The organism is Gemmata sp. SH-PL17, assembly GCF_001610855.1.
GTDB classification, from domain to species: domain Bacteria; phylum Planctomycetota; class Planctomycetia; order Gemmatales; family Gemmataceae; genus Gemmata; species Gemmata massiliana.
In genome coordinates this window covers 7,741,581-7,755,216 of the sequence record NZ_CP011271.1, presented here as the reverse complement: position 1 = coordinate 7,755,216, position 13,636 = coordinate 7,741,581, and the positions used below count along the sequence as shown (strand labels likewise).

At 68.5% G+C, this 13,636-nt stretch carries 19 protein-coding genes; 18 read left to right on the top strand and 1 reads right to left on the bottom strand.

Annotated elements, in window-relative coordinates:
• The first annotated feature begins 231 nt into the window (after positions 1 to 231).
• The 17 genes from VT84_RS32205 to VT84_RS32135 all read left to right on the top strand — a co-directional run bounded on the left by VT84_RS32205 (position 232) and on the right by VT84_RS32135 (position 12,281).
• Positions 232 to 2,205, top strand: coding sequence for a hypothetical protein (locus tag VT84_RS32205; protein ID WP_162271913.1), 1,974 nt, complete (start codon positions 232 to 234; stop codon positions 2,203 to 2,205).
• 144 nt (positions 2,206 to 2,349) lie between these two features.
• On the top strand, positions 2,350 to 2,724 hold the full coding sequence (locus VT84_RS32200; RefSeq protein ID WP_082842413.1) for a Rho termination factor N-terminal domain-containing protein: 375 nt from the start codon (positions 2,350 to 2,352) through the stop codon (positions 2,722 to 2,724).
• Positions 2,725 to 2,783: 59 nt separating this feature from the next.
• Positions 2,784 to 3,122 carry a DUF2190 family protein gene (locus VT84_RS32195; protein WP_082842412.1) on the top strand — a complete coding sequence of 113 codons (339 nt, stop codon included), beginning with the start codon at positions 2,784 to 2,786 and terminating at the stop codon, positions 3,120 to 3,122.
• 79 nt (positions 3,123 to 3,201) lie between these two features.
• Positions 3,202 to 3,555 carry a hypothetical protein gene (locus VT84_RS32190; RefSeq protein WP_082842411.1) on the top strand — a complete coding sequence of 118 codons (354 nt, stop codon included), beginning with the start codon at positions 3,202 to 3,204 and terminating at the stop codon, positions 3,553 to 3,555.
• Positions 3,552 to 3,923, top strand: a complete 372-nt coding sequence (locus tag VT84_RS32185; RefSeq protein ID WP_082842410.1) for a hypothetical protein — start codon at positions 3,552 to 3,554, stop codon at positions 3,921 to 3,923. The genes VT84_RS32190 and VT84_RS32185 overlap by 4 nt, the downstream gene beginning before the upstream one ends.
• 3 nt (positions 3,924 to 3,926) lie before the next feature.
• A complete protein-coding gene (locus VT84_RS41835; protein ID WP_255359518.1) occupies positions 3,927 to 4,055 on the top strand; it encodes a hypothetical protein in 129 nt (42 codons plus the stop codon).
• 3 nt (positions 4,056 to 4,058) lie between these two features.
• Complete coding sequence (locus tag VT84_RS32180) at positions 4,059 to 4,535, top strand: hypothetical protein (RefSeq protein WP_082842409.1); 477 nt, start codon at positions 4,059 to 4,061, stop codon at positions 4,533 to 4,535.
• 15 nt (positions 4,536 to 4,550) lie between these two features.
• Complete coding sequence (locus VT84_RS32175; RefSeq protein ID WP_082842408.1) at positions 4,551 to 5,042, top strand: hypothetical protein; 492 nt, start codon at positions 4,551 to 4,553, stop codon at positions 5,040 to 5,042.
• A gap of 32 nt (positions 5,043 to 5,074) precedes the next feature.
• Positions 5,075 to 5,572 (top strand): hypothetical protein, encoded by a 498-nt coding sequence (locus VT84_RS32170; protein WP_082842407.1) that lies wholly within the window; start codon positions 5,075 to 5,077, stop codon positions 5,570 to 5,572.
• A gap of 5 nt (positions 5,573 to 5,577) precedes the next feature.
• Positions 5,578 to 6,003, top strand: coding sequence for a hypothetical protein (locus VT84_RS32165; protein ID WP_082842406.1), 426 nt, complete (start codon positions 5,578 to 5,580; stop codon positions 6,001 to 6,003).
• A 20-nt stretch (positions 6,004 to 6,023) separates the two neighbouring features.
• Complete coding sequence (locus VT84_RS39150; RefSeq protein ID WP_157470077.1) at positions 6,024 to 6,191, top strand: hypothetical protein; 168 nt, start codon at positions 6,024 to 6,026, stop codon at positions 6,189 to 6,191.
• Positions 6,192 to 6,250: 59 nt separating this feature from the next.
• On the top strand, positions 6,251 to 7,549 hold the full coding sequence (locus VT84_RS32160; protein WP_082842405.1) for a hypothetical protein: 1,299 nt from the start codon (positions 6,251 to 6,253) through the stop codon (positions 7,547 to 7,549).
• Positions 7,546 to 8,448 carry a hypothetical protein gene (locus VT84_RS32155; protein ID WP_082842404.1) on the top strand — a complete coding sequence of 301 codons (903 nt, stop codon included), beginning with the start codon at positions 7,546 to 7,548 and terminating at the stop codon, positions 8,446 to 8,448. Before VT84_RS32160 ends, VT84_RS32155 begins: the two co-directional genes overlap by 4 nt.
• Positions 8,448 to 10,241 carry a hypothetical protein gene (locus VT84_RS32150; RefSeq protein ID WP_082842403.1) on the top strand — a complete coding sequence of 598 codons (1,794 nt, stop codon included), beginning with the start codon at positions 8,448 to 8,450 and terminating at the stop codon, positions 10,239 to 10,241. The genes VT84_RS32155 and VT84_RS32150 overlap by 1 nt, the downstream gene beginning before the upstream one ends.
• Positions 10,229 to 11,305: a hypothetical protein gene (locus tag VT84_RS32145; protein WP_082842402.1), complete on the top strand. Its 1,077-nt coding sequence runs from the start codon at positions 10,229 to 10,231 to the stop codon at positions 11,303 to 11,305. Before VT84_RS32150 ends, VT84_RS32145 begins: the two co-directional genes overlap by 13 nt.
• Positions 11,298 to 11,894: a glycosyltransferase family 2 protein gene (locus tag VT84_RS32140; protein WP_082842401.1), complete on the top strand. Its 597-nt coding sequence runs from the start codon at positions 11,298 to 11,300 to the stop codon at positions 11,892 to 11,894. Before VT84_RS32145 ends, VT84_RS32140 begins: the two co-directional genes overlap by 8 nt.
• A 12-nt stretch (positions 11,895 to 11,906) precedes the next feature.
• Positions 11,907 to 12,281, top strand: a complete 375-nt coding sequence (locus VT84_RS32135) for a hypothetical protein (protein ID WP_082842400.1) — start codon at positions 11,907 to 11,909, stop codon at positions 12,279 to 12,281.
• Between the two features lie 104 nt (positions 12,282 to 12,385).
• Here VT84_RS32135 and VT84_RS32130 read toward each other — a convergent pair whose 3' ends face one another.
• Positions 12,386 to 12,688, bottom strand: coding sequence for a hypothetical protein (locus VT84_RS32130; protein WP_082842399.1), 303 nt, complete (start codon positions 12,686 to 12,688; stop codon positions 12,386 to 12,388).
• 87 nt (positions 12,689 to 12,775) lie between these two features.
• Here VT84_RS32130 and VT84_RS32125 point away from each other — a divergent pair, with 87 nt between their 5' ends.
• Positions 12,776 to 13,633, top strand: a complete 858-nt coding sequence (locus tag VT84_RS32125; RefSeq protein ID WP_082842398.1) for a hypothetical protein — start codon at positions 12,776 to 12,778, stop codon at positions 13,631 to 13,633.
• Positions 13,634 to 13,636: the final 3 nt, after the last annotated feature.

Sequence of the window (13,636 nt, the reverse complement as noted above, 5' to 3'; positions counted from 1 at the left end):
CGGGGAGGCCATGAACATCGGGTTCTGGGCGGACCCGGTAGTGGTGGACCTCGAGACTGCGGACCTGAGCGAGCAGCGGATTCCGGCCCTGTACGACCACTGGGCGCACGTGTCCGACGTGGTCGGGCAGGTCGAGGCGCTCGCGATCGTGAACCGGCAACTCAAGGCGAGCGGGTTCTTCACCCCGGTTGCGCCCGACGAGAACGGGCGCGGGGCAACAAGGCCGGTGAGGTGCTCGCGCTGGCCCGGCAGAAGTACCAGTGGCAGGCCAGCGTCGGCGCGGACCCGGCGCGGGTCGAGAAGATCGAGGCCGGGGCCGTGGGCGTGGCCAACTGGGGCCGCGAGTACCCGGGGCCGTGCGTGATCGGCCGCGGGTGCAAGTTCCGCGAGATGTCGTTCGTGGTTCTGGGCGGCGACCGGAAAACCTCCGTGGTGGCCGCCCGGGACCGAAACAGCAACCGACCCAAACCCATTCGGGGGTCCGCAATGCCGACGTTTGAAGAGTGGCTCGCATCGCTCGGGTTTCCCGACTCCAGCGCCCTGGACGCGACCCAGCTCGCGAACATGAAGTTGCTCTACCAGGACGAGTACCCGGAAGCCGAGGCACCGGCCGAGACCGCCCCGGCGACCGACGCGCCCCCGGTGGACGCGGCCAACGTGAGCGAGGACGACGAAGAAGAACGCCCGGTGACGGCCCGCGGGAACCGCCCCGCGGTGCGCGCGAACGCGGGTGCGAACCGCCCGGTCCCGCGCGACCCGGTTGCGGCCATGAACCGCCGGGTCGCGGCGAACCAGACCCGGATCGACCGCATCACCGACATCTCGGCCCGGTACGGGAACCCGCAGATCGACACCGGGAACGGGCGCCGGGCCGGGTTCCTGGCCCACGCGATCCAAAGCAACTGGACCCCGGACCACGCGGAGCTGGTGGCCATGCGCGCGAGCCGACCGAACCCGGAGCCGGACCGCAACGGGGGCGCCGGGGACAACTACCTGCCCCAGATCATCGGGGCCGCGATCTGCCTGACGGCGGGGATGCGCGCCGACCGGGTGGCCGCCGACGTGCCCGCGGCGCACCGCGAGCGGGTCATGAACGAGGCCACGTCGTCGCAGTTCCAGGGGTACGGGATTCAGGGGCTCATGGCCGCGACGATCCACGCGGCCGGGCGCCAGTACCACGGTTCCCGGAAGTCGAACGACTTCGTGCGGGCCGCGCTCGAGGCGGACCGGACCATTCGCGCCACGAACCCGCGGGTCGCGATCACCGCGGCGTCCCAGGGGTTCAGTACGGTTTCGCTCTCGGGCATCCTCGGGAACGTGGCCAACAAGGTGCTGATCGCGTCGTATGAGGCGCAGGCGACCACGTGGGCCATGTTCGCGGCGGTGCGCAGCTACGGGGACTTCAAGCCCGTGTTCAGCTACCGACTCGACATGACCGGGGCGTTCAAGAAGGTCGGTCAGGACGGCGAACTCAAACACGTCGGGATGCAGGAGACCGGGTACTCGAACCAGCTCGCGACCTACGGGGCCATCGTCAACCTGACGCGGCAGATGCAAATCAACGACGACCTCGGGGCGTTCCTCGCGATCCCGGCCGGGCTCGGGCGCATGTCCGCCATTCGGATCGAGGAGGGGGTGTACGTGACCCTGCTCTCGAACCCGGGGAACTTCTTCAGCGCGGGCAACAAGAACCTGAACAGCGGGGCGGGCTCGGCGCTGTCGATCGACGGGCTGACGGCGTCCGAGACCGCGTTCATGAACCAGGTGGACGTGAACGGGAAGCCGATCCTCAACGTGCCCGACCGCATTCTGGTCCCGACCACGCTCGGGGTGACCGGGAACAACCTGTACAAGCAGACCTCGATCGCGACGGACAACGTGGTGACGGGTAACGCGCTGGCGTACTACGAGAACCCGCACGCGGGCAAGTACCGGCCGACCGTGAGCCCGTACCTGAACAACACCGCGATCCGGGACCAGGACGGGGCCGCACTGTCCGGGCAGAGCGGGACCGCGTGGTACCAGTTCGTGGACCCGGCGGTCCGGGCCGCGCTGGTGGTCGGGTTCCTGAACGGGCAGCAGACCCCGACGATCCAGGACGCGGACACGGACTTCGCCACGCTCGGGCACCAGTGGCGCGCGTTCCACGACTTCGGGGTGGGTATGGAAGACCCGGCCGCGGTGCAGAAGAACGCGGGCGCGTAACGGTCCGTAGCCGCGGCGGATAAGCCGCGGCGGTGTGCAGGGCGGGGAGCTGGTCCCCTTGCTGAGGTTGATTCCGTGGCGAACGCCGGTTCGATTCCGGCCCCTGCGACTCGAACATTTTGACCCACGTGCGGAGCCGGACCGATGAAGCCCGAGCACAAGCGACTGGTGGAGATGGCGGCCGGTTGGAAGGGGTCCAACGCGGTCGTCACCGTGTCCCACGCGGACGCGCAGATCCTCGCGGGCGTGGGCGCCGAGGTGCGGCCCGGGCGCCGGGACTCGGACCCGTACACGATCGCGGCCCCGGAGCTGTGCGAGGCGGCCGACGCGCTGCTCCTCGCGAGCGTGCAACCCGAAACGGCGCCGATCGCGCCCAAGGCGCCCGGGGACGACGGGCTCGACAAAAAGACGGTCCCGGAGCTGCGCGCGATCGCGGCGGCCGAGTCCGTGGCCGTGCCCGCGGACGTGAAGAAGGCGGACGTGCTCGAGGCCATCCGCAAGGCCCGCGCCGCGAAGTAACCGGCCCCGCGTCCGCGTGACGCCGGCCCCTCACCCACACTCTCAACCGGAGAACGGTCATGCCCTTTGAAGCTCGGTTCCTGCACGGCGCCCCGGTGATGGTGGACCACACCCCCGGGTCCGCGATCGCGGCCGGTACCGTGGTCATCACCAACGACACCCCGCGCGTGGCTCACTTGGACATCCCGGCGAGCACCCTCGGCGCCCTGGCGAGCGGGGGCGGGGTGTACGAGATGGTCGGGGACGGTGCCATTGCCGCGGACAAGAAGGTGTATTGGGACGATGTGAACAACAAGGTCACGTTGACCGCGAGCACGAACAAGATTTTCGGCGTCACGGTGACCGCGTGCGCCGCGAACAACGGTCTGTGTCAGGTGAGACACGATCCGGGTGCGTAACGCTCGGCTCCTTCGTAGTTGAGTCCCGCGGCCGATCGCCCCGGCCGCTTTCCCGCTCGCCCGCACCCGAGGTTCACCGATGTCCGACACCACCGCGAAGAAGCCCGCACCGAAGGGTATCCCGACGACCGACACGGCCGGGGCCACGTTCCCCGGGAACGCATCGTCGCTCGTGATCCCGGACCCCGAGGTGAGCCCGCGCGACCGGGTGACCGAGGCCGTGCGCGGGAAGCCCGCCCGTTCGCTCGTGGAGGTGTTCGCGGGCGATGTGGTCGCGCTCGCGGCCCTGGTCCCGGAAGCGACCCACACCCCGGTTATCGGCGCGCTCCGGGACGGGGCGGCCAAAGCCGTGCGCGACAGCCAGAACCCGAGCGCGCAGACCGTGTACCAGGTGGCCGGGCAGCTCGCGCACCTGCTGGGGGCCGCGGCGTGAGCCTGCTCAACAAGGCGCGATCGTGGCTCACGGAAAAGGTCGAGCAGGCGGCCGGGGAACTGGTCACGTACTCGCGCTCCGGTGAGTCGCACACGGTCACCGCGGTTGTGGGCCAGACGCTCGCGAGCGAGGTCGAGCAGGGCGCGGCCCGGATCGCGTACAGCGACCGGGACTACCTGATCGCGGTGGCCGCGCTCAGGGATCTGGGGTTCGGGCGCCCGCGCATCGGGGACACGATCGCCCACGTGATCGACGGTGAGGAGATCGTGTTTTACATCGGGAACCTGGACGGCGCCGAACCCGCGGTCCGGTTCATCGACCAGAACCGCGACGTGTGGCGCATCCACGTGAAGCGCAAAGAGGACTGAACCATGCACGGGCCGAGTCTGGGGCGCGCGTTCGGGAACCTGTTCACCGGGCTCCTGGTGCTCGCCGGGTGCGGCGGGTTCCTCGGCGCGGTCGGAATCGTGTTCGGTATCGCCGTGTTGATCTGGAAGTGAGCCATGCCCACGACACCGACACTCATTCTGTGCGAGCAACTCGCCGCGGCGCTCCGGGACGCCTGGCGCCCGGTCTCGCCGTCGGCGGTGGAGTGGCACTTCTTCCGGCGCCTCGGGGACGCCGAGGAGGGCGAGCACCGGGTCCGCGGGCGCCAGGTCATCATTTACCCGACCGGGTACGATTCGGCGGCCGAGACCCGGGGCGAGGACCGGTACACGCACCAGGTCACGGTTCACGTGGTCGAGCGGTACCCCGATGCCGGTGACCCGCCCCGGGACTGGATCACCGAGCGCGTCGATTTCGTTTACGACCGCATCGTTCAGGGGTTCGATTTCGGGCGCCAGCCCCCGAACTGGAACCTCAAGCTCGTGACCGAATCCGCGGTGGTGACCGTGTGCGAGGTGGACCGGCTCCTCGGCGCCGGGAACCTGTTCTTGTCCGTGGTCGAGCTGACCTTTGCCGAACTCCGTGACGCCTAACGAGGTGCCCAACATATGGCCGCAGCAACCCAGATCCTCACCGGCATCGGCGCCGTTCTGTACAAGAATTCCGGCTCCTACGGCACCCCCACGTGGGGCGCCCAGAACATCATCCGCTCCGTGTCCCCCTCGTTCCCGTGGGACTTCGCGGACGCGCCCTCGCGGGCCACGCCCATCAAGATTTACGGCAAGGTGGCCGTGGACCTGGCGATTCAGGTGATGATGCGCGCGGACCCGGCGGACGCGAACTATGCCGCGTGGGTTGATGCGCACTGGTCCCGGACCGCGGTGTTGGACCTGTTGATCCTCAACGCGAAGCTCGCGACCGAGGGCGCCCGGGGGCTCCGGGGCGAGTTCCTGATTTCCCTGAGCGGCGAGCCCCAGGAGATCGAGGGCACCATTTTCTCGACGTTCGACATCAAGCCCACGATCACCACCAACGGGTTACCGAAGTCGGCCGTGATGGGCGCGAGCAGCACCCCGACCTTCACCGACATCACGGTGTAAGGGGCGGACCGGGGCCGGGTGCGAGGTGCGGTATGCCGTTCGACTTCTCCTTCGAGGCGCTCAAGGACGGGTTCTTCGACACCCGGGCCGTGATGGACGCGGCCATGAAGGAGTACCGCAAAACGGCGTCCCGGTTCGGGGCGTTCACGCGCACCCGGATGAAGTCGAGCCTGAGATACAAGCCGGGCAAGAGCAAACCGGGGCAACCGCCCCACGTTCACCGGAGCCGGAGCAAGTACACGCGGCCCAAGAAGGCGACGGACGGGACCACGGTCCGGCGCCAGGTGTCCCCGCTGAAAGAGCTGATCTTTTTCGCATACGACCGGGAATCCGAGTCGGTGGTGATCGGGCCGGTCAAGTTCGGGACCGCGGCGGACGCCAAGGTGCCCGGGCTGCTCGAGAAGGGCGGGTCGGGCACGTTCAAGGCGAGTCGGTCGGGCGAGCGCAAGCGCGGGGTGTGGTCGGCGCGACCGTTCGTGAAGCCCGCGGGGGACGCGGAAGCCGAGAGCGGGAAGTACCTCAAGGGGTAGGGCCAATGGCGAACACGTTTCGGGACAACGCGGGGCGCGAGTGGGTGGTCGCAATCCACGTTCACGCGGTCGAGCAGGTCGAGGCCCGGTGTGACGTGCGAATCGGAGCGCTGCTCCGGGACCAGCTCGCGGGGCTGTTCGAGCTGCTCGAAGACCCGGTGAAGTTCGTGCGCGTGCTGTGGGTGCTCGTCGAGGAGCAGGCCACGAAAGTTGCCCTCACCCCGGAGCAGTTCGGGCGGTCCCTCGGCGGGGACGCGCTCGAGGCCGCGTGGCAGGCGTTCGTGGGCGCGCTGGCAGATTTTTCCCCGAGCCGCCTGCGGTCCCGGATCCGCGCGCTGGTGGCGACGACGAACGCGGACCCGAGCCCGGCGACCTCGTCCGGCTCTGTTACGAACTCGCCGGAATCGTCGGGGTCGATCCCGCCCGGCTGACGCTCCGCAAGCTCGGGTGGATGGTGGGCGCCCGGAAGCGCGTGGACGGGCAGTTGTCCGCGTGGCACCTGGCCGGAATTGTGGGGTTCATGCCGTTCACCGGGAAGGCCCTGGACCCGGAGCAAATTAACCCGTTCGGGCCGGGGGCGGGGGCTCGGGCGGGGCGCAACGGCGGATCGCGGACGTGAAGGCGTTCATTAACGCGCGCGGGGTGGCCGCGCTCGGGGGCATAGGAAGGGCGTGAGTCATGGCGGGTACCGCGAACGACGTGCGCGCGGGCGGGGCGTGGTACGAGCTGTGGGGCAAGGACAAGCTCACGCCCGTTCTCGAGAGGGCGAAGAAGGGGGCCGAGTCGCTCACCGGGGCGCTGAAGAGCGCGGGCAAGAAGGCCGGGGGCGGGCTCGACATGGTGCTCGGGGGCATCAAGGGCAAGGCGGTCGAGCTGGCCGTGCAGCTCGCCACCGGGGTCGGGCGCGCGGTCGTCGAGCTGGTCGCGAACGTGGAAGAGCTGCGCAAGGAGTACGAGCGCACGAGCCGGGCCATCGCGCAGGCGGACCAGCTCGGGGCGATGAACATGAAGCGCCGCACGGAGCTGATCGAGTCCGAGATCGACCCGAAGAAGAAGGTGCTCGCGATCGACAAGGAGATCGCCCGGCTGGAACAGGACCGGGCCGTTCAACAGGGGCTTAAGGAGTACCACCAGGACAAGAAGGACCGGCTCGCGACGTTCCGGCGCAAGGGCACGCTGGGCGAGCGCGTCCAGGCCGGGCTCCTCCAGACCGGGGGCGCGATCGGGCTCCCGGGGCTGGAGGAAGCGACGGCCGACTTGCAGGCCCACATCGACGCGGCGAACGCGGCCCGGGACAAGGCGTTCGAGCGCTTACAGGAGCTGAGCGACCAGCGGGCCAAGCTCCTCAACCCGGGGCGCGACCCGGAGCGCATTAAGGAGATCGCGGAGCTGACACGGGAGCTGAAGAAACAGGGCGACACGTTCGGGCAGACCGCGGAGCAGATCCAGATTTACGAGCAGATGCTCAAGGGCGCGACGTTCTGGCAGATCGCGTTCATCGCGGCCGCGCAGGGCAAGAAGAAGCGGGACGAGGCGGTCGGCGGGGCGATTGCCGCGATCGCGGGCGGCGTGGAGGGGATGGGGGAGGAGCTGAAGAAGGAGATCGAGGAGGTCACCAAGGCGCTGAAGGAGCAGGCGGACACGTGGAACATGACGGCCGAGCAAGCGGCCCTGTTCAAACTCAAGGCGAAGGGCGCGAACGACGGGGCGCTGGACAAGGTCAAGGGGGAGGTCGGGCGCCTCAACATGCTCAACGTCCTCGGCGGGGCCGCGGAAGCGATCGCGGGCGGGGTCGCGGCGGTCGAGAAGATGACGCTCGCGAGCCCGGGGAGCTTCAGCGCGGGCAACGCGGCGCAGCGGTTCGGGGCCGACACGATCCCGGCCAAGCAGCTCAAGGCGGCCGAGGAGACCGCGAAGAACACGGGCAACATCGTCAAGGCCATTAGCGACCTCGGGCGGGGGCTCACGTTCAAATGATCTACGCATACGAGGCGCCCGACTCGCGCGAGCTGACGTTCGGGGCCAACGGCGGGGGCGAGATCCTCCGGTTCAACATCATCACCACGGCCGGGGAGTCGCAGGCGACGATTTACCTGTACGTGCTGGCGGGCACGTTCCCGTATTACGACGGGTTCGTCCGCAACGACCTGAAGCTCACCCCCAACGGCGCGTCCCACATGTGGAAGGCCGAGGTGAACTACGGGACCACGGGCGTCGGGGGCGGGGACCAACCGCTCGGCGGGGAGGCCAGCGACGGCGCCCCACCGCCCCCGCCCGAGGCGCCGACCGCGCCCGACATCGCGCTCACGGGCGGGTACTCGTTCAGCATCCGCGCCCGGAAGCAAACGCTCCTGTACTCGCTCCAAACGGTCGGCTCGTGGAACCGCGGGGGCGGGATCGCGCCGAACTTCAAACAGGCCATCAGCCCGGACACGGACGGGAAGATCGCGGGCGTGGAGTGGCCGCCCGAGCCCACGTCCGTGCTCCGGCGCACGTTCGCGCGCGCGAAGGTCACCCAGGGGTACCTGGCCACGTTGTTCAACCTGGCGGGACGGACCAATAACGCGCCGTTCTACGGGTGGGACATTGAGGACGTGCTGTTTCTCTCGGCCGAGGGCCAGTACACGCAGGGCGAGGGGTGGACCATCACGTGCGAGTTCGGGGTGAACGAGCACGAGGAGGGGATCGTGATTATCCCCGACGAGCTGCCGATCGTCAGTGAGACGATCAGCAAGCGCGGGTGGCACTACCTGTGGGTGCTGTTCCGCGAGCGCCAAGACCCGGTGACCAAGGTCTCGGTCGGGGTGCCCTCGGCGGCCTACGTCGAGAAGGTGATTCGTCCGGTGGACTTCTCCCTCATCGAAATGGGGGCGTAATGGACGCGCTCAAGTACGCGACCCCGGGCGCGCCGTTGGTCATCACCGCGAGCACCTGGAACCGGATCATTGATGCGGTCAAGCGGTCCGAGGACGATCCCCGACCGACGGCCGGCGCGCGCCCGCTCGACGGCGACCCGTGGCGCCCGGCGCTCACCGTGCTGGTCGAGAACACGGGTGAGGATGCGATTGAGGCGCGCACGATCCTGACCCCGAAGGCGGTGGGGCTCGACCCCGAAGACGATCCGTTGCTCGCGCGCCGGCGCCCGCTCATTCGGGGCGCGACCCCGGCCGCGCCCACGGACCCGGTGCTCGTGGTGCTCGACGGGATCAGGCCGGGTGAGATCGGGCGCGCCGTGGTGTCGGGGGCGACGGTCGCGCAGGTGAGCATCTCGAGCACGAGTCACCGGTTCGCGCGCCCGCTCGCCGGGTACTCGTCGCACCTGGTCTCGGCCGCGACCGGACCCGTGCGTCTACTCGTCCCGCCCACGTCCACGGGCACGAAGAACGTGTACGTGCTCCTCGGGGGCGGGGGCGCCGGCTCGCGGAGCGGGAACCCGGACTGCAACGGGGACGGGTGGCTCGTCGCGGCCAAGCCCGAGGATTATTGGACCATTCAGGAGGTCGGGGGCGCCGCGCCGGCGGTCGAGATCGGTCTGAAGATCACCATTAACGAGATCGAATACACGGTCTCGTTCGACCCGGCCGTCCCGTCCCTGTCGCTCACCTCGAGCCTGCCCTCGGCGGTCGCGAAGGTCGGGCGCAAGGACTGCTCGGTGTGCCCGTGCGTGACGTTCGCGTTCAAGCGCAAGGACTTCTACCCGGACTTCGTGGAAGACCCGGACGACGTGTGCTCGCGGGTGCTCTATCTGAAGGTGTGCCAGGGGTGCCCGGAAGGGTGGTATTGCGTCCGGGACGCGGGCACCGACGACGAACCCGCGGCGGTGTGGCTGGACCCGGGCGAGGCGTGCGGGGACGACGAAATCGAGGTGGTGAGCGGGCCGCACAAAACCGAGAACATTGCCGTATCAAACTGCGCAAAGTCTCTAGGGGGGCCTAGTGCGTGTTCGACCGTCGCGAACGATCTGGAAGAGGGCGTCTGGTACAAGTGGGATAGCACTCTTGGCGGACAGACGTTTATCGTCAACCTGACCGAATCGCACGTACTCGAAGCCGGGTGCGATAACCCGTCCGTTAGCGGCATTAACGTAAGTGTCGTGCAGACCAACTGCGCAACAGACTTCTTTCCGCCGACGTATGCAACGGGATCGTTCGGGAGCCAGGACAAAGAAGCGGTTAACGGCGGGAACCGGTGCATCCTCATACCGAACGGGGGCACGTACAAGATTAATCTCGGCGCACCGTTCGCCGGAACCGCTCATATCACTTTTCGGCTTCGTAAAGCAACTAGCTGCCCGGCGAACGGGTCGCACACGTTTATGCCCTGCGGCGGGATTCAATCGGTCCATTTTCAGGATCGGATCGCACTGGAATTCCTATCCGGCGGCACGGGCGCGTATGCGGGCGACGCGGGCAAGTGGATTTACTTGGATTACGATTCGGGCTCCGGCTCGTGGAAGGGATCGGGAACCATCGGCGGCTCAACCGGCCCGATCGAATTGGAATTCACGACACTGTGTTTCCACGTGGTTGCGATGCCCGGTACGAACTTCCTTTGGGTAACTGGTGGCGTCGATTACTGCGACTCGACGCTCACAAAGAACACGATGAGGAACGCGGCGGGCGACCAGGTTTATTTCCACGTGCGGGGGCAACTCGAATGGGAAGGGTAGCCCACTACAAGAAGCGCACCGCGGACCGGAAGGCCGCGGGCGTGCCCATGATCGGCCCGGACCCGCGCCCCACCGGGCTGCAACGGGTCGCGCTACCCGTGCTCCGGGCCGAGTGCCCACACCAAAAGGACTTGCAGCGCGAGTGCAGCACGTGCGCGGGTCCGAACGAAGCGCGGCGCACGTACTACTGCGATCACCCGGACAACGAAGAGGGGATCTGTACGCGCGGCAACACGCAATCCGGGCTGTGGACGTGTGCCACGTGCGACCATCACCCGGACGCACCCCGGGCAAAAGTGCCGCAATCATTCCACCGAATATTCCCCGCGCCGGTGCCCCCCCCGTGCGGAATCGTGGTCGGGGTGTACAAGTGGGCCGCGCTCGCCGAGGTGCAGATCCGGGCCGTGCGGGAATCGTGCGGCCCGGTCCCGGTGCTCATCAGCAACGACGACCCGCGGATACACGCGGACCTGGAACGCATCTGTGCGAAGTACCCGGGCGCGGAGCTGAGCACGAACCCGGAGCGCATCGGGCACGGCGGGGGCGACATTGCGGCGTTCCACAAGGGCGCGCTGTGGGGCCGTGAGCGCGGGCTCGAGTACGTGTGCAAGCTGTCCCAGCGGTTCATCCCGACGGCCCCGTTCTGGCTCCAAGACGGGGCCAAGGCGCTCGACCTGGCGGACCTGGCGACGGCGACCCGGAAGTGCGATCACCCGCGCTGGCCGGTCCGCACCGAAATCGTGCTCATGCGGGTGAAGGAGTGGACCACACCGGCCGCGCTCGAGTTCTACAAGCCGCGCCCGTTCTACTTCGAGCGGGCCGCCGGGTACGACGCCGAGACGCTCATTGCGGAGCTGATCCGCGAGCATCTCGGCGGGGCGTACTGGCCGTGGGAGCTGGTGCCGATGGCGCGCGAGCAGTCCGGCGCGTTCCTGTGGCACCACTCGAGCACGGTGGACGAGTACCGGGCGTTCGCGGCGCGCTTCGGGGTGGCGCTCCCGGACGATTTCACGTGCGAGGGGTGGGAGCGGGATTTCCACGCGGGGCTGTACAAGCATGGGTGACATTCGGCTCTCACTGGTGATCGCGACCGTGGCGCGCCCGACGCTCGCCCGGACCCTCCGTTCGCTCCGGGGCCAGTTGTGGGAACCGGGCGACGAGGTGCTCCTGGTCGGGGACGGCCCGCACCCGGTCGCGGCCGAGCTGCTCGCGCAGACGGGGCTACCGGGTCGGTACCTCGAGAACCCGGGCACCCGGGGCATGTGGGGGCACCACGCGCGGAACTGGGTGCTCGACACACGCCAGGCATCCGGTACGCACGTGATGGCGCTGGACGACGACGACGAGTACACCCCGGGCGCGATCGCGCGCGTGCGGGCGCGGCTCCGGACGAACCCGGACCGGCCCCACATCTTCCGCATGAGCGGGCACCCGACGGCCCCGCTCATCTGGCGCCCGGAGCGCCCGGTGCTGACGGCCGGGAACCTCGGGACGCCGTGCCTGGTCTTTCCCAACGACCCGGAGAAGCTCGGGCGGTACGGGATGCGGTACACCGGGGACTGTGATTTCGCGGCGACCACGTGCGCGCAGTACCCGGACGGGCCGGTGTGGTGCGAGGACGTGATCTGTCGGGTTCGCCCGTTCGCGGCTTAACGGAGAGCGCTCATGATCGACAACCCGGTATTGCGACGGTTCACGGACGAGACGGTCCGGACCACGGCGGACCTACTCGCGGGGGTGCTCTCGGTCCCCACGGCGGCCCTCGACGCGGTAGTGGGCCAGGGGCTCGCGGCGGCCCTCGGGACCACGGACGCGGCGCTCCTGCGGGCCGAGCCGTGGGAGCCCAGCGACTACCAGGCGGTGCCCGCGCAGGGCATCACCGGGACCGACGACAACGCGCGGGTGCAGTTGACGAACCACGACGTGATCGCGCTGTTGCGGGTGCTCGTGGTGGTCAAGGGGATGATTGCCGCGAACGACCAGCTCGGCCCCCTGGTCCGGAAGATCGCGGTCAACCCCCGTTCCTACCTGGTGGGGTGAGTCATGGCGTTCAACGCGAACACGGTGTGGGAAGTGCGCGTAGACGGGGACGACTCGAACGGGGGTAGCTTCAACACGAACGCTCTGGGCACCGGGAATGTGGACTATTCCCAGCAGGCGGCGCCCCAGATCGCGGTGACCGACGCCGTGACCAACGCCACGACGACCATCACGAGCGCCAGCGCGAACTTCCCCGCGAACTGCGTGGGTAACGGGATCTGCATTGAGGGCGGGAGCGCGTCCATCACGCGCCGGTACGTGCAGATCCTCTCGCGCACCAACGCAACAACCGTTGTTGTGGACGCCTCGACGGGGTTGAACGTGGGTACCGGCGCGACCCTGAAAATGGGCGGGGCGCTCGCGTCCCCGGGGGGCGCGTTCAACACCGTGCTCGTGTCCGGGAACATCGTCTTCTACAAGTACAACGCGCTCCCGTTCGTCATCACGTCGGCGACGATTTCGGTTGCCGGGGGCGGATCTCGCCGGTCAACGGCGTGTCCTACTCGGGCTACGACACCACCCGGCGCGTGCGCAACTGGGACGCGAACCGCCCGACGTTGCAGCTCGATTCGAGCCTGTCGAGCACGAACATCGTCTCCAGCACGAGCTACGCGCTGCTCGAGTCGATCATTTTCGACGGGAACAACATCACGCTGGGGAGCGGGTGTACGCACCGGGGGAGCACGTGGCGGTGCCGGTTCCAGAACTTCACCAACGGGGCGGTGACGGACGGGGCGGCGACGGGCATCACCGAGTGCGCGTTGGGCGAGTTCACGGGGAACTCGGGCGCGGGGGCGGCGCAGGTGTACCACGGGATCGGGTGCGTGGCGTGGAACAACAGCGCGACCCCGTTCCAGTTCGTGGCCAGCGCCCGGGACTGTATCGCGTTCAACAACACCGGGGTAAACACGGACGGGTTTTCGGCGAGCCGGAAGCTGTGGAACTGTATCGCCTACGGCAACGCGCGGAACGGGTTCAACCTGTCGAACGCGGCCGAGAGTGCGGCGTACAACTGCATCGCCGAGGCGAACCTGGTGAGCGGGTACGTGGGGAACTCGTCGAACCCGTTCGTCGTCAACTGTGCGGACTTCGGGAACTCGTCGGGGCGCAGCGGCGGGAACATCCGCGACCTGGACCCGATCGGTCTGAGCGGGTCGGCGTTCGTGAACGCGGCGGGCGGGGACTTCCGGCTCAACGCGACCGCTGGGGCTGGTGCCCTGTTGCGCGCTCTGGCGCTGCCGGTGACGTTCCCGGGCGGGGTTGGTGCGAACTACCGAGACATCGGGGCGCTTCAGCACCAGGACGCGGGCGGCGGGGGCGGATCAACGGGCGGGTACATCATTGGAGCCTAACTC

Bases quoted from the DNA above. Each gene is read 5' to 3' on its own strand.
- VT84_RS32200 (WP_082842413.1), top strand. From the start codon at position 2,350: ATGAAGCCCGAGCACAAGCGACTGGTGGAGATGGCGGCCGGTTGGAAG.
- VT84_RS32195 (WP_082842412.1), top strand. From the start codon at position 2,784: ATGCCCTTTGAAGCTCGGTTCCTGCACGGCGCCCCGGTGATGGTGGAC.
- VT84_RS32190 (WP_082842411.1), top strand. From the start codon at position 3,202: ATGTCCGACACCACCGCGAAGAAGCCCGCACCGAAGGGTATCCCGACG.
- VT84_RS41835 (WP_255359518.1), top strand. From the start codon at position 3,927: ATGCACGGGCCGAGTCTGGGGCGCGCGTTCGGGAACCTGTTCACCGGG.
- VT84_RS32180 (WP_082842409.1), top strand. From the start codon at position 4,059: ATGCCCACGACACCGACACTCATTCTGTGCGAGCAACTCGCCGCGGCG.
- VT84_RS32175 (WP_082842408.1), top strand. From the start codon at position 4,551: ATGGCCGCAGCAACCCAGATCCTCACCGGCATCGGCGCCGTTCTGTAC.
- VT84_RS32170 (WP_082842407.1), top strand. From the start codon at position 5,075: ATGCCGTTCGACTTCTCCTTCGAGGCGCTCAAGGACGGGTTCTTCGAC.
- VT84_RS32165 (WP_082842406.1), top strand. From the start codon at position 5,578: ATGGCGAACACGTTTCGGGACAACGCGGGGCGCGAGTGGGTGGTCGCA.
- VT84_RS39150 (WP_157470077.1), top strand. From the start codon at position 6,024: ATGGTGGGCGCCCGGAAGCGCGTGGACGGGCAGTTGTCCGCGTGGCAC.
- VT84_RS32160 (WP_082842405.1), top strand. From the start codon at position 6,251: ATGGCGGGTACCGCGAACGACGTGCGCGCGGGCGGGGCGTGGTACGAG.
- VT84_RS32155 (WP_082842404.1), top strand. From the start codon at position 7,546: ATGATCTACGCATACGAGGCGCCCGACTCGCGCGAGCTGACGTTCGGG.
- VT84_RS32150 (WP_082842403.1), top strand. From the start codon at position 8,448: ATGGACGCGCTCAAGTACGCGACCCCGGGCGCGCCGTTGGTCATCACC.
- VT84_RS32145 (WP_082842402.1), top strand. From the start codon at position 10,229: ATGGGAAGGGTAGCCCACTACAAGAAGCGCACCGCGGACCGGAAGGCC.
- VT84_RS32140 (WP_082842401.1), top strand. From the start codon at position 11,298: ATGGGTGACATTCGGCTCTCACTGGTGATCGCGACCGTGGCGCGCCCG.
- VT84_RS32135 (WP_082842400.1), top strand. From the start codon at position 11,907: ATGATCGACAACCCGGTATTGCGACGGTTCACGGACGAGACGGTCCGG.
- VT84_RS32130 (WP_082842399.1), bottom strand. From the start codon at position 12,688: ATGTTCCCGGACACGAGCACGGTGTTGAACGCGCCCCCCGGGGACGCG.